The 18,630-nt window shown below is 70.5% G+C and carries 20 protein-coding genes; 9 read left to right on the plus strand and 11 right to left on the minus strand.

Annotation, left to right across the window (positions count from 1 at the left end):
* The first annotated feature begins 10 nt into the window (after window positions 1–10).
* Window positions 11–541: a hypothetical protein gene (locus JO379_RS32530; RefSeq protein WP_245381613.1), complete on the plus strand. Its 531-nt coding sequence runs from the start codon at window positions 11–13 to the stop codon at window positions 539–541.
* Between the two features lie 96 nt (window positions 542–637).
* Window positions 638–1,198: a GNAT family N-acetyltransferase gene (locus JO379_RS32535; protein WP_130880597.1), complete on the plus strand. Its 561-nt coding sequence runs from the start codon at window positions 638–640 to the stop codon at window positions 1,196–1,198.
* Between the two features lie 51 nt (window positions 1,199–1,249).
* Here the strand turns inward: JO379_RS32535 and JO379_RS32540 are convergent, their stop codons facing one another.
* On the minus strand, window positions 1,250–2,242 hold the full coding sequence (locus JO379_RS32540) for an Lrp/AsnC family transcriptional regulator (RefSeq protein WP_242626325.1): 993 nt from the start codon (window positions 2,240–2,242) through the stop codon (window positions 1,250–1,252).
* Window positions 2,243–2,427: 185 nt separating this feature from the next.
* On the opposite strand from JO379_RS32540, the gene JO379_RS32545 reads away from it, so the two are divergent.
* Entirely contained in the window at window positions 2,428–4,029 is a 1,602-nt protein-coding gene (locus JO379_RS32545) for an MFS transporter (protein WP_130880599.1), read from the plus strand.
* Window positions 4,030–4,148: 119 nt separating this feature from the next.
* Here the strand turns inward: JO379_RS32545 and JO379_RS32550 are convergent, their stop codons facing one another.
* Window positions 4,149–5,255 carry a PP2C family protein-serine/threonine phosphatase gene (locus JO379_RS32550; protein WP_130880600.1) on the minus strand — a complete coding sequence of 369 codons (1,107 nt, stop codon included), beginning with the start codon at window positions 5,253–5,255 and terminating at the stop codon, window positions 4,149–4,151.
* A gap of 517 nt (window positions 5,256–5,772) precedes the next feature.
* Between JO379_RS32550 and JO379_RS32555 the strand changes: the two genes are divergently transcribed.
* The 3 genes from JO379_RS32555 (at window position 5,773) to JO379_RS32565 (ending at window position 9,195) form a co-directional block, all read left to right on the plus strand.
* A complete protein-coding gene (locus JO379_RS32555; protein WP_130880601.1) occupies window positions 5,773–7,413 on the plus strand; it encodes an ABC-F family ATP-binding cassette domain-containing protein in 1,641 nt (546 codons plus the stop codon).
* A 137-nt stretch (window positions 7,414–7,550) separates the two neighbouring features.
* Window positions 7,551–8,534 carry a GlxA family transcriptional regulator gene (locus JO379_RS32560; RefSeq protein ID WP_130880602.1) on the plus strand — a complete coding sequence of 328 codons (984 nt, stop codon included), beginning with the start codon at window positions 7,551–7,553 and terminating at the stop codon, window positions 8,532–8,534.
* A 58-nt stretch (window positions 8,535–8,592) separates the two neighbouring features.
* Window positions 8,593–9,195: an isochorismatase family protein gene (locus JO379_RS32565; RefSeq protein WP_130880603.1), complete on the plus strand. Its 603-nt coding sequence runs from the start codon at window positions 8,593–8,595 to the stop codon at window positions 9,193–9,195.
* A 58-nt stretch (window positions 9,196–9,253) separates the two neighbouring features.
* On the opposite strand, the gene kilB is transcribed toward JO379_RS32565, so the two are convergent.
* Both kilB and JO379_RS32575 read right to left on the minus strand, forming a co-directional pair.
* Window positions 9,254–9,667 carry a plasmid transfer protein KilB gene (gene kilB / locus JO379_RS32570; RefSeq protein ID WP_505016578.1) on the minus strand — a complete coding sequence of 138 codons (414 nt, stop codon included), beginning with the start codon at window positions 9,665–9,667 and terminating at the stop codon, window positions 9,254–9,256.
* A 108-nt stretch (window positions 9,668–9,775) separates the two neighbouring features.
* A complete protein-coding gene (locus JO379_RS32575; protein ID WP_209518338.1) occupies window positions 9,776–10,147 on the minus strand; it encodes a VOC family protein in 372 nt (123 codons plus the stop codon).
* Between the two features lie 84 nt (window positions 10,148–10,231).
* Here JO379_RS32575 and JO379_RS32580 point away from each other — a divergent pair, with 84 nt between their 5' ends.
* A complete protein-coding gene (locus JO379_RS32580; RefSeq protein ID WP_130880606.1) occupies window positions 10,232–10,693 on the plus strand; it encodes a MarR family winged helix-turn-helix transcriptional regulator in 462 nt (153 codons plus the stop codon).
* A 222-nt stretch (window positions 10,694–10,915) separates the two neighbouring features.
* Here the strand turns inward: JO379_RS32580 and JO379_RS32585 are convergent, their stop codons facing one another.
* Window positions 10,916–11,290 carry a GvpU-like protein gene (locus tag JO379_RS32585; protein WP_130880607.1) on the minus strand — a complete coding sequence of 125 codons (375 nt, stop codon included), beginning with the start codon at window positions 11,288–11,290 and terminating at the stop codon, window positions 10,916–10,918.
* An 810-nt stretch (window positions 11,291–12,100) separates the two neighbouring features.
* Here JO379_RS32585 and JO379_RS32590 point away from each other — a divergent pair.
* Window positions 12,101–12,439 (plus strand): helix-turn-helix domain-containing protein, encoded by a 339-nt coding sequence (locus JO379_RS32590; protein WP_130880608.1) that lies wholly within the window; start codon window positions 12,101–12,103, stop codon window positions 12,437–12,439.
* Between the two features lie 49 nt (window positions 12,440–12,488).
* Here the strand turns inward: JO379_RS32590 and JO379_RS32595 are convergent, their stop codons facing one another.
* The 6 genes from JO379_RS32595 to JO379_RS32620 all read right to left on the minus strand — a co-directional run bounded on the left by JO379_RS32595 (window position 12,489) and on the right by JO379_RS32620 (window position 17,562).
* Window positions 12,489–13,289 (minus strand): hypothetical protein, encoded by an 801-nt coding sequence (locus JO379_RS32595; RefSeq protein WP_209518340.1) that lies wholly within the window; start codon window positions 13,287–13,289, stop codon window positions 12,489–12,491.
* 65 nt (window positions 13,290–13,354) lie between these two features.
* On the minus strand, window positions 13,355–13,888 hold the full coding sequence (locus tag JO379_RS32600) for a hypothetical protein (protein ID WP_130880610.1): 534 nt from the start codon (window positions 13,886–13,888) through the stop codon (window positions 13,355–13,357).
* A 178-nt stretch (window positions 13,889–14,066) separates the two neighbouring features.
* Window positions 14,067–14,807: a class I SAM-dependent DNA methyltransferase gene (locus tag JO379_RS32605; RefSeq protein ID WP_209518342.1), complete on the minus strand. Its 741-nt coding sequence runs from the start codon at window positions 14,805–14,807 to the stop codon at window positions 14,067–14,069.
* 149 nt (window positions 14,808–14,956) lie between these two features.
* Window positions 14,957–15,970, minus strand: coding sequence for an NAD(P)/FAD-dependent oxidoreductase (locus tag JO379_RS32610; protein WP_130880612.1), 1,014 nt, complete (start codon window positions 15,968–15,970; stop codon window positions 14,957–14,959).
* Window positions 15,967–16,494: an isoprenylcysteine carboxyl methyltransferase family protein gene (locus tag JO379_RS32615; protein WP_209518344.1), complete on the minus strand. Its 528-nt coding sequence runs from the start codon at window positions 16,492–16,494 to the stop codon at window positions 15,967–15,969. The genes JO379_RS32610 and JO379_RS32615 overlap by 4 nt, the downstream gene beginning before the upstream one ends.
* Before the next feature lie 12 nt (window positions 16,495–16,506).
* On the minus strand, window positions 16,507–17,562 hold the full coding sequence (locus JO379_RS32620; RefSeq protein ID WP_209518346.1) for a type III polyketide synthase: 1,056 nt from the start codon (window positions 17,560–17,562) through the stop codon (window positions 16,507–16,509).
* 137 nt (window positions 17,563–17,699) lie between these two features.
* Here JO379_RS32620 and JO379_RS32625 point away from each other — a divergent pair, with 137 nt between their 5' ends.
* Window positions 17,700–18,566, plus strand: coding sequence for a UbiA family prenyltransferase (locus tag JO379_RS32625; RefSeq protein ID WP_130880615.1), 867 nt, complete (start codon window positions 17,700–17,702; stop codon window positions 18,564–18,566).
* Window positions 18,567–18,630: the final 64 nt, after the last annotated feature.

Raw genomic sequence — 18,630 nt, forward strand, 5'->3', positions numbered from 1 at the left:
GTGAGGCACTATGAGCCAGGTGAGGCGAGGAATCATGCAGGTCCTGCTGTGGGCACTGGCGACCGCGGCCGCCATGGCCGTGTCCTGGTACGGGGTACGTACCGTACTGGCGGGCACGGCCTACGAGCCGCCGCGCGCACTGCCGTTCTCCGGCACCGCGGCGCCGGCACCAGGCGGTTCGGCTTCCTCCACCCACGCCCCCGAACCGTCGGTGTCCCCCTCACGCCCCGGCACCACGACACCGTCCGCGACGCACGTCACGCCCACACCCACACGCGAGGCCGCGCGAAGGCCCGATGCCCCGCCCACGTCGGGCTCCACCGAGGTGAAGAGCTATCCCGTCCGGGGCGGGCGGGCGGTCTTCGACCTCGGCGAGAGCTCGGCCACGCTCGTCTCGGCGACACCGGACGAGGGGTGGCAGATGCGGGTATGGCAGCAAAGCGCCTGGATCCGGGTGGACTTCGTGGCGGGAACGAAGACGACGTCGGTGTTCGTCACCTGGAACGGCCACCCGCCGCAGGTCCAGACGGTGGAGAACTGACCCCATCGCACGGTGCGCCCGCCCGAGCCGCCCGCTGAACGCGGGAGTGCCGTGCGAGGATCCAGGAACCGTGTTCGGACACTGTGGAGGATGAGAATGTTCGCGATATCCCTGGGTGACGGAGCCGAGCTGCGGCCTCTGGAGCCGTGGCAGGCCGAGGAGTTCCTCGCCCACATGGACCGCGGCCGCGCATACATCGGCCGGTACGTCGGTCTCCCCGACGTGACGGCCGACCTCGACTCCGCGCGGAACTGGCTCCAGGTGTACGCCGACAAGGCCGCCGCCGACACCGGCCGGCTGTACGGCATCCGGCTGGACGGGCTCCTCGTCGGCGGTGTCCTCCTCAGGGCCTTCGACGCGGCTGCGGGCAACTGCGAGGCCGGTTGCTGGCTGGAGCCCGCCGCTGCCGGACGCGGTCTCGTCACCCGTGCCCTCCGCGTGGTCATCGACTGGGCGATCCAGGAACGCGGAATCCACCGGGTGGAGTGGCTGGTGTGCCCCGAGAACACACCGAGCATCAACGTCGCCAAGCGGCTCGGCATGAGCCTCGAAGGAGTCCAGCGCGAGAACGACCTCTACCGAGGCGTACGGCAGGACACCGAGATCTGGTCGGTGCTCGCACCCGAGTGGCGTGCCGCGCGCGACGCCTGTTCCTGAGCGGCGGGGACGACCGACGGCAGGACCGGTTCGCCGGTCGTGCCCGTTGACTCAGCGCGGTGGGTCGGACAGCCGGTTGCCGTCGCTGAGCAAGCCGGCCCGTTTGACGTGACGGAGCACCGGGACGACCTCCAGTTGGTGAACGGACGTGAGCGTCCCGATTCCCTCCGTCATGTAGGTGTACAAGGCGTGCTGGTCCCTGCAGAGCACCGTGGCGGCGAGGTTGGTGGTACCGGTCGTCGCCGCCACGAAGGGCACTTGGGGGTGATCGGCCAGCGCACGGCCCACCTCGGCCAGGTCGCTGGGCGGCACCGTCAGGGCGAGGGCGGCCTCCGTCTGGTAGCCCAAGTGGACGGGGAGTATTTCCACGTCGAAGGAGAGGGCGCCGTGACCGCGCAGGTACTCCAGACGGCGGCGGACCGTGGACTCCGAACGGCCGGTCGCCTTCGCGAGCTCGGGGTAGCCCGCCCTGCCGTCCCGCGCCAGTACGGACAACATCGCGTGATCCGAGTCGTCGAGACGAACGGTGTCCTCGTGGCTCACCGCGGGGGGCTGCAGAGCCCTGATCTGCTCGTCGCTCAGCTCGGCCGGCCCCAGCCAGTGGCCGGGGCTGCTGGTGTACCGGTGCAGCATGTTGTGGGCCGAGACGCCTGTGACCTGCTGGGTACGAGGCAATTTCTGGAGGAGCAGGGTCTCGTGGTCCTCCCGGGTGCGTGAGCTGACCAGGCAGCCGACCTCGGTGCCACCCGAGTAGATCTTGACCCAGCCGGTGTCGGGGCGGCGGGCCAGCGCCTCGGCGATGGCCAGGGCGGCTCCGGGGACGCACCGGATGCGCAGCCTCGATTCGAACAGCCCGACGCGGCTGCCGACGGGCAGGCCGAGCACGCGGAGCAGTCCCGCCCCGTGGAGCCGGCGGTAACGGCGGATCACCGTCTGATCCGTGGTCTCCAGGACGGTGGCGAGGCGGCTGAACGCGGCCCGGCCGTCGATCATCAGGGCCTGCGCGAGACGGCGATCGAAGAGGTCAAAGCCAGGAGTATCCATGGTTTCCATCATTCCACGGCTATAAATCATCGACTTCCGTCATCTAGGTGAGCTGGATTCCAGAAAACGGGTGGACGTGCGAGGTTCTACCCGTTGTCGGGTGTGCGGTGATCCGGGCAGGACCCACGAGGTCTGCGCCCAGCACGCCGCCCGACCTTGTCGGGGAAAGACCTCTGGAGGTTCGGATGCGTAAGTGGCTGCCGCTCGTAGCGGTGTGCCTGGGGACGTTCATGCTGCTCGTGGACGTCACGATCGTCGTGGTGGCGCTGCCCGACATGGCCGAGAGCCTGCACACCTCCTTCGCGGACCTGCAGTGGGTGATGGACGTCTACGCCCTGGCGCTCGCCGCGCTGCTCCTGGGCGTCGGCTCCCTCGCCGACAGGATCGGCCACCGCCACGTGTACGTGGGCGGCCTGGCGCTGTTCGCGCTCGCCTCGCTGGCGTGCGGGCTGGCGACGGGCCCGCAGGCCCTGATCGCCTTTCGCGCCGTGCAGGGAATCGGCGGGGCGGCGATGCTGGCCACCACGACGGCGCTGATCGGCAGCATCTACCACGGCAGGGACCGCGGGGTGGCGTTCGGCGCCTGGGGAGCGGTCAGCGGCGCGGCCTCCGCCGCCGGACCGGTCCTGGGCGGTGTGCTGACCCAGCACCTGGACTGGCGCTGGATCTTCTTCGTGAACCTGCCCATCAGCGTGCTCGCCATCGCGATGACCCTGCGCTTCGTCGCCGCGACACCCACCCGGGGATCGCGGGGCGTGGATCTGCCCGGCATGGCGACCTTCACTCTCGCCGCCGGATCCGCCACCTACGCGCTGATCAAGGGCAGCGAGCACGGCTGGACGTCGGCCACCACGCTGGGGCTCTTCGGGCTCGCGGCGGTGGCGCTGCTCGCCTTCCTCGTGATCGAGACGCGCCGCCGGCAGCCGCTGCTGGACCTCACGCTCTTCCGCCAGGGATCGTTCTCGGGGCTCATGATCGCCGCGGTGCTGTTGTCCGTGGCCGCGTTCTCCTACCTGGCCTACACCTCGCTGTGGCTCCAGTCCGTACGCGGCATGGGGCCGGTGGCGGCCGGTCTCACCTGCCTGCCCATGAGTGCGGCCGCGTTCCTCGTCGCGTCGTTGTCCGGGCGCTTCCTGCACGGCGCCTCGGCGCGCTGGATGATCGGGGTGGGACTGCTGCTGATCGGTGGCGGCGCGTTCCTCCAGGCAACGATCGACGCGGAGTCGAGCTGGACCGTTCTGGTCCCCGGCCTCGCGGTGACGGGTATCGGCGTCGGGCTCGCCACTCCCATGCTGGCGTCCGCGGCGTTGGCGTCCGTCGGGCCCGAACGCGGTGGAATGGCCAGCGGTGCCGTGAACACCGCACGTCAGCTGGGGAACGCCCTGGGCATCGCCGTTCTGGGTGTGGTCTTCCACGCCGGGCTGACCGGCTCGCTCCGGGACCACGGACCGGACTCCGTGCCCGACCCGGCCGCGACAGCCGACGCGCTGGCAGGAGGCCAGGCGGGAGCCGTGGTCGCGCACGCGGGCTCACCACAGCAGCGGGCCGCAGCCGGTCACCTGGTGCACGAGGCCTTCGCCGCCGGTCTGCACCGGACCTTCCTGGTCTCGGGCGCCCTGGGGCTGCTCGGTGGCATCGTCGCCCTGGTGCTCATCCGGCGCCCCAGGACGCTCACGGCGACGGCACCTCGTCGCGACGACGTGAACGCCACCGACGCGCGCGCCGCGGCCTCCTTGCCGCAGCCCCCGGCGATGTCGGCGAGTGCGACGGGAGACGGCAGCCTGTAGACCGGGCCGCGGCCGAGAAGCGCATGCGGATGCGGAGCAACAGGATCACAGGGCCCCGGGGCGGACAACCGCCCCGGGGCCCTTCCTGCTGAGCACCCTCCGGGCCTGAGGCGATGCCCCTAGTCGCCGTCCTGGCCGTGGGTGACGGCGAGGAGTGCCATGTCGTCGGAGATGCACCCACCGGTGTGACGGCTCACGTCCGTGAGGACGGCGTCGAGCAGCGCGTCCGGCCCGGTGAAGACACGCCCGGCGAGCCCGGCGACGGGGTCGTAGAAGGCCCCCGTCCGGTCCCGCGCTTCGGTGAGGCCATCGGTGTACAACAGGAGAGTCGTCCCCGGAGGGAACGGCACCGTGTCGGTCCGGCCCTCGCCGGGGCCCAGCTCCGCCAGCCCCAAGGGGAGGGCCGGCTCGGAGGGCTCCGCGCTGCGCACCCGGCCACCGTGGAGGAGCAGAGGTGCCGGATGGCCACGGTTGACGAGCCGCAGCTCATCGCCGGAGTGCGGGATCTCGGCCAGCACGCCGGTGACGAACCCCTCGGTCAGCTCGAGCCCCGCCCTCCTCCGTGCCTCCCGCAAAAGCCCCCGCTCCAGCCTGGCCCCGACCTCGACCAGTGTGGGCTCCTCCTCGGCGGCCTCCCGGAACACCCCCAGCGCCACGTCCACCGCTTTGACCGCCTCCATGCCCTTGCCCCGGACGTCGCCGACCAGGCAGCGCACACCGTACGGCGTGTCCTGCACGCCGTAGAGGTCACCACCGATCTGTGCGTCCTTCACGGCCGACTGGTAGCGCACGGCGATCCGCAGGGGACCGATCGAGTCCGGAGGCTGCGGCAACACGGCGCGCTGCACGGCGAGAGCGATGGTCCGCGCGGACTGCAACCGCACATCGCTGACGTACATGAGCCGGTTGACGACGACGGCGAGGGCCGAGACGGTCGCGACGGCCGCCAGCTCGCTCCGCCCGCCCGAACCTCCGATGAAGCCGAAGTGCGTCAGCAGCGCGGCGTCGGTGGCGCACGCGGCGACACCCGTCAGGACCGTCGCGCGCAACGACAGCAGTGCGGCGGCCGCCATCGGTGCGGCCGAATAGAAGGCCTCGGCGCTGAAATGCGGGGACGTGTGGTAGTCGAGGAGGGCGCCCCCGACCAGCAGGAGCACAGGCAGCCACCGGACGTGGCGCAGGCACCAGCGCTTCACCGCGGTGCGCCCCGAGCTCGGTGCCCTCACGTGCCTGCTCCCGCTCTTCCGTGCCGTACGAGCCATACGACACCTTCAAGCATCCTCGGGCGGGATTTCGGCTGCCAGTTCTGGAGCGGCCGTACGGGGCGGGTGCCGAACCGCGCACACCTGGTTCTGGTGTTCGAAACCCATGCGCCGCCCCCGCGCGGGCTCCGGCCGGCGGCGTTCGCCGACCGGCTGCTCACACACCGATCCGAAGACGCGGCCCCACCCCGTGGGGCGTAAATACGTTGACGTCGTCATCAGCGCTCCTCTACGTTGCACAACGCCCCTGTTGCCGTTGATCGGAGTAGGACGTTGCTCGTCTGAGGTCCTGAGACACCGCGCCCGCAGCCACGCTTCGCCATAGCGTCGCCGCTGCCGGCGTTCCGTGTGCGACCTCGACGCATTGAGCCGTCCTCTCCCCGGTGCGGGGATTCTTCGTCCCCCTGCGCCGACCTTGGTCGCCCTGTGGTGTCCCGACACGTTGCCCTGGCCACCCCTCCAGCAACCATGTGAGGCCCGCATGTCCGCTTCCCCCGCTTCCATCACCTGCACTTCGCTCTCCTACGCCTGGCCGGACGGCACCACCGTCTTCGAGGACCTCCAGGTCGCTTTCGGGCCCGGCAGGTCCGGACTCATCGGTCTCAACGGCTCGGGAAAGTCCACCCTGGTCAAGCTCATCGCCGGAGAGCTCACACCGACCGAGGGCACGGTGCGCGTGGCCGGCGAGACCGGTTACCTGCCACAGAACATCACCCTCGACACCACCCTCCGCGTCGAGGACGTCCTCGGCATCACCGAAACCCGCGCCGCCCTGCACTCCATCGAGGCGGGTGATGTCCGCGAGGAACACTTCACGACAGTCGGCGACGACTGGGACGTCGAGGAACGCGCCACGGCGACGCTCGCCGGACTGGGCCTGGGCCACATCGGCCTGGACCGCACCGTCGGCGAGGTCTCCGGCGGGGAGTCGGTCCTCTTGCGGCTGGCCGGGCTGTTGCTGCGCCGACCGGACGTCCTCCTCCTCGACGAACCCACCAACAACCTCGACCTGCATGCGCGCCGGCGGCTGTACGCGGCCGTCGAAGCGTGGTCCGGCGTCATGGTCGTGGTCAGCCACGACCGTGAACTCCTCGACCGCGTCGACCAGATCGCCGACCTGAGGGCGGGGGAGGTCACCTGGTACGGAGGCAACTTCTCCGCGTACGAGGAGGCACTCGCCGCCGAGCAGGAGACGGCCGAGCGCCTGGTACGGGTCGCCGAGTCCGATCTGCGGAAGCAGAAGCGCGAACTGGCCGATGCCCAGATCAAACTGGCCCGCCGCAAGCGGTACGGGCAGAAGATGTGGGACACCAAACGCGAACCCAAGGTCGTCATGGGAGAGCGCAAGCGGCAGGCCCAGGTCTCCGCGGGCAAACACCGCATCATGCACGAGGGCAGGCTCGCCGAGGCGAAGGAACGGCTCGACGAGGCCGTGGAGGCCGTGCGCGACGACGACGAGATCCGCGTCGATCTCCCGTACACGGCAGTGCCACCAGGCCGCTCCGTGTTCACGCTGAGCGATCTCCACCTCAGGTACGGCGCCCGGGTGAAGGGCGAGTTCGAGCTGCGCGGCCCCGAGCGGATCGCGCTCGTCGGCCGCAACGGTGCGGGCAAGACGACGCTCCTGCGCACGATCGCCGGAGAGCTGGACGCCGTCTCCGGGACGGCGACGGCCCATGTGCCGCTGAGGTTCCTGCCCCAGCGACTCGACGTGCTCGACGACGAGCTGACGGTTGTCGAGAACGTGGCGCGGTTCGCCCCCGAGGCGACCGGCAACAGGATCAGAGCCCGCCTGGCCCGCTTCCTGTTCAAGGGAGACCGGGCCGACCAGCGAGTCGCGACCCTGTCCGGCGGTGAGCGCTTCCGGGCCACCCTGGCAGCCCTGATGCTCGCCGAACCCGCCCCGCAACTCCTGATGCTGGACGAACCGACGAACAACCTGGACATGGCGTCCGTTCGCCGGCTGACCACAGCCCTGGCGTCGTACGAGGGCGCACTGATCGTGGCCAGCCACGACATCCGCTTTCTGGAGTCCGTCGCCGTGACGCGATGGCTGCGCCTGGACGGCGAGCTGCGGGACACGACGGCGGAGGAGGTACGCGCGGAGATGGCGACGAACTGAGGCCGTGACTTCCCGGACCGGGGTGGGAGACGGCGGCATGCCGTCTCCCACCCCGGTCACGATGTGCTTCCGGGGGTGTCCGGATCTGCCAGAATCCCGTCATTGCCGACATGGCGGGCTGTGGTGAAGATGGACGCATGCCCCTCACCCACCGCGTTGTCATCGCTGTCTTCCCCGATGTCGATCTGCTCGACGTCACCGGCCCGGCGGAAGTCTTCGCCTTGGCCAACCGGGAATCAGCAGGCAGGGCGGGCTACTCGGTGCGTCTGGCGGGCCCCGGACAGGGACCGGTCCGCACCTCGGCCGGTGTGCGGCTGCTCGCGGACACGTCCTTCGCCGAAGTCGGCGCGGGCGTCGACACACTGCTGGTACCCGGTGCGGTGGACATGCACCCGGAAGGCCCGGTGGCCCGCATCGACCAGGACGTCGTCGACTGGATCAAAACCACCGCCCCGCACGCACAGCGAGTGGCATCGGTATGCGTCGGCGCGCACCTGCTGGCGGCGGCCGGACTGCTGGACGGCAAGAGGGCGACCACCCACTGGTCGACGGCGGCACAGCTCGCCGCCGACCACCCCCAGGTCACCGTGGACGCCGACCCGATCTTCGTGCGCTCCGGGCAGGTGTGGACGGGGGCGGGCATCAGCGCCTGCATGGACCTCGCACTGGCCCTGGTGGCCGAGGACCACGGTGAGGACCTGGCTCTGGCAGTAGCCCGTCAACTGGTGATGTACCTCAAGCGGCAAGGCGGGCAGAGCCAGTTCAGTGTCCCACTGAGCCGCCCCGCCGCCGGCAGGCGGGACATCGACGAACTGCGCCTGTTCATCGCCGAACACCTCGACGCCGACCTGTCGGCGGCCGCGCTCGCGGCTCGGATGTGCCTGAGCGAGCGCCACTTCGCTCGTGTCTTCCGCCAGGAGACCGGCACCAGCCCGGCCGCCTACGTCGAGGCCGCACGCGTCGAAGCCGCGCGCCGCCTGCTGGAAACCACCGACCAGCCGCTCGAACACGTCGCCGGAATCACCGGCCTGGGCTCCGTGGAAACCCTGCACCGCGCCTTCCGCAAGCAGATCAGCACGACCCCGGCGGCCTACCGCCGCCGCTTCCGCACCACCACCTGACCACCCCTCGCGCGGCTTCACCGCGCGCCGTTCACCTTTCCTGAAAGGCCCCCTTGTGATGACCGCTTCCGCCAGCCTGCGTGACGTGATCGGCCTCGGCAGCCACGTGCCCCGCCTCGGCGAGTCCACCCTGGTAATGATCGACTTCCAGAACACCTACCGCGACGGAGTCATGGCACTCGACGGCGCCGAGCAGGCCCTGGCCGCCGGGGCCCGCCTCCTCGCCTCGGCCCGCGCCGTCGGCGCCCCGGTCATCCATGTGGTCAATGACGGCGGTGAAGGCAGCCCGTACGACATCCGCGCCGAGATCGGATCCATCAGCGACGAGGTCGCTCCCCTCGCGGGCGAACCGGTCGTGGTCAAGCACTTCCCGAACGCCTTCCACGACACCGCGCTGGAGGAGACCCTGCGCACCCTCAGTGCCGGACCCGACCTGGTCATCGCCGGGTTCATGACCCACATGTGCGTCACCTTCACCGCCCAGGGCGCCTTCAACCTCGGTTACCGCCCCACCGTCGTCGCCGAGGCCACCGCCACCCGCCCCCTCACCACACCCGACGGAAACGTACTGTCGGCCGCCACCCTCCAGAGCGCGGCCCTGACCACCATCAGCGACCTGTTCGGCACCGTCGCCCCGACGGTCGACAGCCTCGTTCCGTAGGGGCCGTTGAAACGCTGACCGGGGGCGGCTGGATGTCCTGATGGGGCGTCACCACGGCTCAGCGGATCAACAGCGAAGCACGGGATACGAACGCTTCGATGGCCTGCCTCGCCCGGGCATCCAGGGCGTCCCGCTCCATCTGGTCCCGCGCCGTCGACACATCCCGCGTGCACTGATAGGCCCGCTCGGCCGCGAGGACCACCTCCCGGTCATCAGTGAGCAACTTGACCCGATAGAGCACTTGTCGTGTAGCCGTTCGCAGACGGTGGGCTTCATCCCGTGCCGTGATGAAGCCCTCTCCGTCCGGGTCCTGCTGCTTGCGGTACCAGCGGTCCGCCTGGCCGTGGCGGTACTCCTCCGCTGCCGCGGCGAACGAACTGTACGTGCCCATGCGCTCCTGCCGGAGCGCTTCGGACCGTGCGAACAGCTCACTGCGCCGGGACGCGAGGCGCTGGAAGATGTGCGTGATCACGGCACCCAGAAGTGTGCCCCCCACCGCTACAACGCTTGTCCATATGGCTTCCACGGCATCAGCTGATCACATCGGATGCCGAATGCGTTGCCGAGGAATCGGACACGGTCAGCCTTCGTGTGTGGTGATGGCGTACCCCTCCGGGCCGGCGAACGTGAACATCCTGCCGAAGGGGCCCTCCTCGGGCGCCCTGAGGATGGGGATCCCGGCGGCGTGCAGTCGGTCGTGCAGCGCCTGCGCGTCGGTGGTCCGGAACCACAGGGCGACCCCGAGGCCGGGCCGCTCGACGGCGTCGAGATCCACCCCGGGCAGCGGCTCGCGCACCGCGAACGGAATCGGCTCGGTGGGGAACACCACGGCGCCGGAGGGCGAGGCCGGTGCGCGGCGCAGCCCGAGGTGCTTCTCGTAGAAGGCGGCAGCCGCTTCGACATCACGCACCTGCAGTGCGATGAAGTCGGGCCCGCTGACGGTGACAGCCATGAGTACTCCCTGGTCAGGTTCCATGTCAGGACTTTGACATTGAGGAAAGTAGACGGAGCTGCGCAAAATTGTCAAACTCCTGACATGCACGATGGGACTCTCTCCGGCCAGGCCTCGCCGTCCGCCGACGTCACCGAGCGCCTGGGATACCGCCTCAAGCGCGCCGCCGCGGCCCTGCGCGGCGCGATGGACAAAGCGCTGCGTGAGTACGGCATGACGGTGCCGCAGTACGCCTGTCTCGAACTCCTCGACCAGCGCCCCGGTCTGTCCAACGCCGAGCTGGCCCGCGGCACCTTCGTCACCCGGCAGTCCATGAACGTGGTCCTGCGCGGACTGCAGGACGCGGGCCTCATCACCCGCCCGGCTACCACCGACCGCGGACGTGCTCTGCCCGCCCACCTCACCGACGAGGGCCGGCTTCGCCTCGCGGCGGCACGCTCCGCTGTCTACGCCATCGACCAGCGCATGACCGACGCGGTCCCGGAGCAACGTCTCGCGGACCTCCTCGCCGACCTCGACCGCATGGTCGCAGCTCTCGACGGGTGAGAAGGCCGTGCGAACGTGATGCCGCCGGGTCGCCCGAACGCGGCGACCGCGTCGCGGCGGCCATCGTCGCGGATCAGCGCACGCGCGAGCCGTCGTTCGGCCTCTGACGAGCGCTCAACCCTGCCGCCCCGCCGTATCGTTCAGGGGTCCACGCGCTCCTCGCAACACTGAGGGGCCCTTGCCGGCGCGCGCCGGCAAGGGCCCCTTTTCCGTGATGATGGCTCAGTGGTCGGAGTAGCTGAAGTCGCCCATGGTCCAGGCGCTGACGTCCTTGATCGCGACGCGGTACATGCCGCCCGTCTCGGGGATGCCGATGCTGCCTTGCAGGATGCGGGCCACGTGGAAGTGCAGATGTGTGGGCGGCCGACTGCGGTCGGGCCGGTCCGGTGCCTGGCCGGCGGTGAAAATGCCGGAGAACGGGCCGAGGTGTGCCGAGTCCGTCAGGACCTCCGACACCCGCTCCCTCCATACGGCTTCGGGAGCCAGCCGTCCGGTGATGACAGCGCCGCCGGTGACAACGGTCAGGGACATCTGATTGCTTTGCTCGGACTCCACCATGGCGGCGACATCGACGAGCAGTTCGTCAGGGATCGACATGAGAGCTGATTCTATCCGCCGGGCCCGGCCGGCTGGGGTGGGCGTTTGGCCGGCCGGTGGGACTGGCACCCATCTCGTTCCTGGCCGCAGACTTCCTCCACCTCGGACACTCCAAAATCTATGCTCGCGGTAGTAGACATCGGGGCGTCGCGCGGCTAACGTTTCTGCCGTAGACGAGGTCAAGCGAGACCCGGCAGAGATGAACTGGCGGGTAGTAGTACGTGAGTTCGCAGTTCAGGGTGGCTGCGGAGTCCCGGAGCCGAGTTTCTTGCAGGATGGCGACGGGTCTGGCAGCCGCCCTGGGCGGCCCGCAGGTTTCAGGGGCTGCCACAGGCAGTACCAGCAGTCGGTTTATATGCGGTAACTCAGCAAAGGCGTCGGACTGCAGGCGCGCGTGCTGAGGAGTCCGGCAGTCGGGTCCTCCGCCCAGGGCCAGTGCAGTGGGGCGGCGGGCGGTCTGCCGGGCAAGGCGACCCGTGGTTTCAGGGGCTGCCGCCAGCAAGCCCGGCAGTTCGCGTGACCGGTGAGCGCTGGTCACGCAGGTAGCTGATTCAGAGGGAGAACGGAGGAAGCAGACGCCATCAGGATCGCCCGGGCGAGGAAGGTTCGGCTCGGGCACCGCAAGGCCCCGGAACGGAAGGTGGTCCCCGGTCACGCATTCACGATCCCCGCATCCCCGCCCTTCTGGGCGGGGCAGCGGAAACAGAAGGTCGGCGCGGTAACAGGCCGACGGATGGTGTTGAATTTCCTTCGGGGCCCTGGTGCCGTACGGCACCAGGGCCCCTCGACGCGTTGCACAACGAGGTGAGAATGACAGCAGACACTCCGCTCAGTGGCCGTCTGGACGACGACGACTACCCCGCGTACACCATGGGCCGGGCTGCCGAGATGCTCGGCACCACACCCGGCTTCCTCCGAGCCATCGGTGAGGCCCGCCTCATCACCCCGCTCCGCTCCGAGGGCGGGCACCGCCGGTACTCCCGCTACCAGCTGCGGATCGCGGCCCGCGCCCGCGCACTCGTCGACCAGGGCACCCCGGTCGAGGCAGCCTGCCGCATCGTCATCCTCGAGGACCAGCTCGAGGAGGCCCAGCGCATCAACGCCGAATTCCGCCGCGCCGCGGCCGACCCGCATCCCAGCTCTCACTGAGCGTCCGCGACCCCGGGGCACGGACCGGAGCCGGCCGCAGGGTTGGCGGCTACTCCGGGGCGTGGGGCGGGGTGATCTCCACCAGGCGCAGACCGGAGAAGCACCAGCGCAGCCACAGGACCGATTCGAGGTCCCAGTACGGAGCCGCGGCCAGACCGCCCTCGACCGGAAACCGGAACCCCTGGGTCGCGACGATCGCGCGCAGCGTCATATGCACCCCTGCGTAGTCCTGGGCCGCCCTCCGCCAGTCGGGGAAAACGGAACCGTCGTGCACCAGCGGGTAGCGCCCGACGAAGTCCGCCCAGGTGTTCGCGCTGCGGATGTCGAGGACTTCGGCCGTGGGGTCCGTGACCGGCAACTCCCACGTGTGCCAGGGCAAGGGATGAAGGCTCGAACCCTGGTCGAGATACATCCGCCACATGCTCGGGCCGCCACGCCGCGCCGTGGAGGTGTAGAGCCCCAGGTGGAACGGTTTTGTGCTGGGCGGAATCGGGTCCCTGCCGGGCGCGATGAACCGTGCCTGTTCCAGGACGGGCTGTCGGGACGGCATCAGCTCGTGAGGGCCGGTGCCGATCCAGTGCTGGCGCGCCCGGTCCAAGGGGCCTCGGACGAGGCTCTCCTCGTCGTGCGCGAGGTGCCGCAGCAGCAGGCAGCTCTCGGTGACCTCGTCCGCTTCGGACGGATCGATGGCAGCCGGGCCTTGGGCCGTGGCCGCCATTTCCTGCGCGGTCCACAGGGTCATGACCGAAATGAAATGACGCAGCCGGACATCGGAGCCGGCGGCCGGGTCCGCTACCGCGTCGAGGTCCGTCACTCTCCGGCGCAGGATCCGGGCGGGGGTGGGGCGCACGTCGGAAGTCCTTCCCCGGCGGCGCCCCCGTGCAACATGGGTGCTGCTCTTCCGGTGTCAGCGGGTCAGCAGGTGATGGGCACTTCCTGGCCGAGGCCGTTGGCGGATCCGGTCGGCGGGTTGTAGCCGGGTGGGAAGACGACCTTGAAGTACATCCAGCCGCGGTAGTTGCCAGGGCTGCAGCGGACCGCCGCGTTGTTCTGCGCGGTGCGGGTATTGTGCTGGGTCCTCAGCGTCGACTGGTTGACGAGCTGCCCATTCTTGTACAGGGCTGCCCGGGTGGTGATCTCCGGGACCGGTGCGGTGCACGAGACCGTCACGACGACGTTCACCGTACCGGGCACGTGGGTGGAGTTGTGCGGGCGCTGCACCTGACCCTCGCACCGGATCACCGCCGCCGCGTCCGCGTCGGAGCCGGACTTCCCGGCCTCCACGGCGCCCGCGGGGTCATCAAGAGCACCGCGCCCCTGCCCGGTGGGCACGGTGGCCGGGGCGGAAGGGTCGGCCGCGTCCGCTCCTCTGCCTGTTGCGGGGGAGGTCCCGGCGAGGAGCGCCAGGACCGCCATGGACGCGGCGACCGCCATCCTCCGTACGCGCATGTCTTCCTCCTTGATTGACGGGGAGCCGTCCGCGTGGTGCGGCGGTGTCTCCGCACCCCCGGCTCGGCAGTGGCCCAACCAAAAAGGAGATTCTACGTAGGGTAATCGATTCATCTCATAGGGTGACATATGTTCGAGTGCAGATCCGGCCAATCCGGGGCGGATCGCTCGACCGTGGTCAGTCGGAGGGCTTCTCCCAGACCGAGACGTGCCGACGGCTTTCGCTGGTGAACGGCGTCCGTGCCCACCCCTCCCACCGGTCGCGCAGCCGCAGCCCGGCGAGCTGTGCCATCAGGTCCAGCTCGGCCGGCCACACATACCGGAAGGGGATGGACGAGTGCTCGGCGCGACCGTCGACGATCGTGACGTAGTGCGAACTCATCGCCTGGGTGGCGACGTCGTACGTGTCGAACGCCCACCGGGTCGGGCTGATGTGGAACGGTACGGCGCTCTGGCCCGGGGGGAGCCGGCGCAGGTCCGGCACCCCCACCTCGATGACGAAACAGCCGCCGGGCTCCAGATGGTCGGCGGCGTTGCGGAAGCAGGCCACTTGGGCGTCCTGCGTCGTCAGATTATTGATCGTGTTGAAGACGAGGTAGGCGACCGCGTACGTGCCCGCTACCCGCGTCGTCGCGAAGTCGCCGATGGTCACGCCGATGGCGTCGCCACCCGGCTTGGCATGCAGCCGGGCGGCCATGGCCCGGGACAGGTCGATGCCGTGGACCGGGACTCCGCGCCGGGCCAGTGGCAGCGCGATCCGACCGGTTCCGATGCCGAGTTCGAGCGCAGGGCCGTCACCGGCGAGCTCGGCCAGTACGTCGACCGCCGGGTTCACCACATCCGGCCGGGACATGTCCGCCACCGACTCGTCATAGGTCGCGGCGATGCTTTCTCCGAAGTAGCCGTCCTCATCCTCCATGCCCGGACCGTACGGCTCGCGGCCCGGTCGGCGCCTGCGGATTTCGGGACGACAGCACGGAATCAGGCCACCTCTCGCACCGGTGCCGGTGCCGGTGCCCCCGGACAGCCCTTCACCACGGACCGGCACTGACAGCGTCTCAGCCCGTGTCATTGAAGCGCGCGGACCGTGGCGGTGAACACCGCAGGCAGCCGGGAGGCGGCCGGGACGACGAGGCGGGCGGCGGCGGGATACCGGGCGGCCCGCAGCAGGGCATGGGTGAGGAGGCGGTGACGTCTGGTCAGGCGGGCCCAGGCCGCTTCATAGGTGTGGGGTCTGCCCGCTGCCAGGCTCTCCACGGCGGCCCGGGCCGTGGCCAGGGCGAGGGCGATGCCTTCGCCGGTCAGGGCGTCCACGTACCCTGCCGCGTCACCGGTGAGGAGGACGCGGCCGGCCACCCGGTGGCGGGCCCGTTGGTGCAGCGGCCCGGCGCCGCGCACGGTGCTCGCCGGCCGGCCCTGCACCCGGGCGGCCAGGGCGGGGAAGGCCCGCAGGTGTTCGTCGTAGGGACGACGGGTGCCGCTGAGCACGGCGATGCCCACGCAGTCCTCACCCACGGGTGTCACATACGCCTCTCCCTCTGCCGACCAATGGACTTCCACACAGTCCGTCCACGGCGCGATCCGGTAGTGGCGGCGCAGCCCGTAACGGGCGGGCCCGCCACCGGGCAGATGCAGGCCCAGGGCGCGGCGGAGCGGGGAGTGCAGACCGTCCGCGGCGATCAGCCAGCGTGCCCGCCATTCCCCGGCACTCACGCCGAGCTCGTCCTGGCGGACGACCTCGGTCCTGGTCGTGGCGAAACGCACGCCCAACTCGACCGCCCGCTGGTGCAGGGCGGAATGCAGAACGGTGCGGCGCACCCCCAGCCCCGGGTGGTGGCGGAACTCGGCCTCCGCGCTGTGGTCACCGTCCATGTACCGGATGCCCCGCAGGGGATGGCCCGGTACGTCCAGGCCGAGTGCGTGCAGGGCGGCCACGCCGCTGGGCATGATGCCTTCGCCGCACGCCTTGTCCACGGGGGGCTCGCGGGGCTCGATGACCACCGCTTCCATCCCGCGCAGCGCGGCGTGGATCGCTGCCGCCAGTCCGGCGGGGCCGCCGCCCGACACCAGGACATCGATCATGTGCGCGCGCCCACCGCGGTGGCGGTGGCCAGTGCGGCGTCTTCGCACCGGATGCGGACGGTGAGGAGCCAGGCGTTCAGGACCGTGAACACCAGCGCGGTCACCCAGGCCCCGCCCACCAGGGGCAGGGCCAGGCCCTCGGCGACCACAGCCACGTAGTTGGGGTGGCGAAGCCGGCGGTAGGGGCCCGCGGTCACCAGACGCAGTCCGGGGACGACGATGACCCGGGTGTTCCACTGCCTTCCCAGCGTGTGGATGCACCACCAGCGCAGTGCCTGGGAGGCGACGACGACGGCGAGCATCGTCCAGGTGAGCAACGGCGGGACGGACCGGTGGGCGACCAGCACTTCGAGCGGGCAGGCCACCAGCAGCCCGGTGTGCAGGGCCACCATCCACCGGTAGTGTCCGTGGTCGGCCGGGGTGCCGCCGCGGGCCAGGCTCCAGCGCGCGTTGCGGCGTGCCAGGAGCAGTTCGCCGACGCGTTCCGTCGCGACGGCCAGCACCAGGGCTGTGTACCAGAGCACGTGTCCTCCGTTCTACCAGCGCAGCAGGACCAGTTCGCAGCAGAAGCCCGGGCCCATGGCCAGGAGCAGTCCGTGGGAACCCGGCGGTGGGGGGCGGCGGGCCAGGGTGTCACGCAGGACGTGCAGCACGGAGGACGACGAGAGGTTGCCGGCCTCGGCCAGGTGTCGCCAGGTGAGGTCGAGCGCGCCGGCGGGGAGATCGAGGGTCTCCGTGATGGTGTGCAGGATCCGGGGGCCGCCCGGATGGCAGATCCAGGCCGTGACGTCCTTGGTCTTCAGGCCGTGTTCGTCCAGGAAGCCGCGGACGTCGCCTGCCAGGTTGCGGCGGATCAGCTCGGGCACGACCGGATCGAGCACCACACGGAATCCGGAACTGCCGACTTCCCAGCCCATGGCGTGCCCGGTGTCCGGGTACAGGTGGCTGCGTGTGGCCACCACCGCGGGCCCCTGGGCGGACCGGCCCGCGCCACAGGCGACGACCGCGGCCGCCCCGTCACCGAACAGGCCGGTGGCGATGAGGTTGGCCGGCGAGGAATCCGCGCGCTGGAAGGTCAGGGTGCACAGTTCGACGGAGAGGAGGACGGCGACGTGATCGGGCCAGCCACGCAGATAGTCGTGCAGACGGGCGATGCCCGCCGCCCCCGCGACACAGCCCAGGCCGAAGACAGGGAGCCGTTTGATGTCGGGCCGCAGCCCCAGCCGGCCCACGAGGCGGGCGTCGATGGAGGGCGTGGCGATGCCGGTGACGGAAGTGAAGAGCAGCAGGTCGACGTCGGTGGCCCGCAGCCCGGCGGTCCGCAGCGCACCGCGGACCGCCCGGGCACCCAGGTCCGTGGCCGCGCGGATGAAAACGTCGTTGGCGCCGCCGAAGCCGTCCAGCCGGGCGTACTCCTCCAGAGGCAGCACCATGTGGCGGGTGCGCACTTGAGTACTGCTGTGAAGGCGGTCGAGTACCGCGCGGCCGGTCCCGTCTGGCAGACAGGCCCGGCATACCACGTCGGTAATGGCTTTCTGGGGCTGGCGGTGGGGAGCCAGGAGGCCATGGACGGCTGTGATCCGGGTCGTCATACGTCTCCCGCCATGAGGGGTGCCGGATACCCGACGGCTCTCTTGTTCCCCGTTCGCACCACGAACCCGCGCGGGTATTCCGCCAGTCGCCCGTCCGGCGGCCTCCACCGCCCGCCCTTGCGTTCTACGATCGTGCGGTGGAAACCGACCGGGCGCCGCTCGCCAGGCAGACCTCCGGCCTGACCGGCCGACCGGTCCTGGCGCTGGCCGCGTCGTGCCACCCGGGGCCTTCGGCAGCGGTCACCGTTCTGGTGACCGTGCTGGCTGTCGCCGCGGGACACTCCGCGGGCGGCTGCGCATGGCTCGCGGCGGCGGTGCTGACCGGTCAGCTGTCGGTCGGCTGGTGCAACGATGCCTTCGACGCGCGCCGTGACGCCGCCGCGGGCCGCCCCAAACCCGTCGCGACGGGAGCGGTGTCACCGCAGACGGTATGGGCGGCCGCGCACACCGCGCTCGCACTGTGCGTGCCGCTTTCGCTGATGTGCGGTTCCCTCGCGGGGACCGTGCATCTGGCGGGGGTCGGGGCCGCATGGGCGTACAACCTCCGCCTGAAGGCCACGATGTGGTCCTGGCTGCCTTACGCCGCGGGATTCGCGAGCCTGCCGGCCTTCGTCACCCTCAGTTCGGGCGCACACTCGTGGCCCCCGTGGTGGGTGGTCGTGGCCGGCGCTCTGCTGGGCGTGGGCGCCCATCTGGCTGACACCGTGCCGGACATCAGCAGCGACCTGGCAGTGGGGGTGCGCGGCCTGCCGCACCGGCTCGGCACATCCGGGACACGCCGGGTGCTGCCGGTGCCCCTGGTGGCGGCGACCGTGGCCCTGGCCCTCGGCCCGCCCGGTCCGCTCCCCGCCGCGGGGGCAGTCGCCCTGACGGCGGCGGTGGCGACGGCGCTCGCCGGGGCGGCGCTGGGCCGAACACACACCAAAGCCCCCTTCGCCGCGGCCGTGGCGGTCGCGACGGTGGACGTGGCGCTTCTGCTGGCTCAGGGCAGCCGCATCACCTGAGAGCTCGATGAGGAGCGCTGACCTGCTGAGAGATCCGGAGAGGTCCGGTGAGGGACGAGACGGC

It is taken from the genome of Streptomyces syringium (assembly GCF_017876625.1).
Taxonomy (GTDB): domain Bacteria; phylum Actinomycetota; class Actinomycetes; order Streptomycetales; family Streptomycetaceae; genus Streptomyces; species Streptomyces syringius.

Excerpts from the sequence above, each read along its gene's own strand:
- JO379_RS32580 (WP_130880606.1), top strand. The coding sequence starts at position 10,232 with ATGCACGATGGGACTCTCTCCGGCCAGGCCTCGCCGTCCGCCGACGTC.
- JO379_RS32565 (WP_130880603.1), top strand. The coding sequence starts at position 8,593 with ATGACCGCTTCCGCCAGCCTGCGTGACGTGATCGGCCTCGGCAGCCAC.
- JO379_RS32590 (WP_130880608.1), top strand. The coding sequence starts at position 12,101 with ATGACAGCAGACACTCCGCTCAGTGGCCGTCTGGACGACGACGACTAC.
- JO379_RS32530 (WP_245381613.1), top strand. The coding sequence starts at position 11 with ATGAGCCAGGTGAGGCGAGGAATCATGCAGGTCCTGCTGTGGGCACTG.
- JO379_RS32535 (WP_130880597.1), top strand. The coding sequence starts at position 638 with ATGTTCGCGATATCCCTGGGTGACGGAGCCGAGCTGCGGCCTCTGGAG.
- JO379_RS32585 (WP_130880607.1), bottom strand. The coding sequence starts at position 11,290 with ATGTCGATCCCTGACGAACTGCTCGTCGATGTCGCCGCCATGGTGGAG.
- JO379_RS32560 (WP_130880602.1), top strand. The coding sequence starts at position 7,551 with ATGCCCCTCACCCACCGCGTTGTCATCGCTGTCTTCCCCGATGTCGAT.
- JO379_RS32605 (WP_209518342.1), bottom strand. The coding sequence starts at position 14,807 with ATGGAGGATGAGGACGGCTACTTCGGAGAAAGCATCGCCGCGACCTAT.
- JO379_RS32545 (WP_130880599.1), top strand. The coding sequence starts at position 2,428 with ATGCGTAAGTGGCTGCCGCTCGTAGCGGTGTGCCTGGGGACGTTCATG.
- JO379_RS32620 (WP_209518346.1), bottom strand. The coding sequence starts at position 17,562 with ATGACGACCCGGATCACAGCCGTCCATGGCCTCCTGGCTCCCCACCGC.
- JO379_RS32555 (WP_130880601.1), top strand. The coding sequence starts at position 5,773 with ATGTCCGCTTCCCCCGCTTCCATCACCTGCACTTCGCTCTCCTACGCC.
- JO379_RS32575 (WP_209518338.1), bottom strand. The coding sequence starts at position 10,147 with ATGGCTGTCACCGTCAGCGGGCCCGACTTCATCGCACTGCAGGTGCGT.
- JO379_RS32610 (WP_130880612.1), bottom strand. The coding sequence starts at position 15,970 with ATGATCGATGTCCTGGTGTCGGGCGGCGGCCCCGCCGGACTGGCGGCA.
- JO379_RS32600 (WP_130880610.1), bottom strand. The coding sequence starts at position 13,888 with ATGCGCGTACGGAGGATGGCGGTCGCCGCGTCCATGGCGGTCCTGGCG.
- JO379_RS32540 (WP_242626325.1), bottom strand. The coding sequence starts at position 2,242 with ATGGATACTCCTGGCTTTGACCTCTTCGATCGCCGTCTCGCGCAGGCC.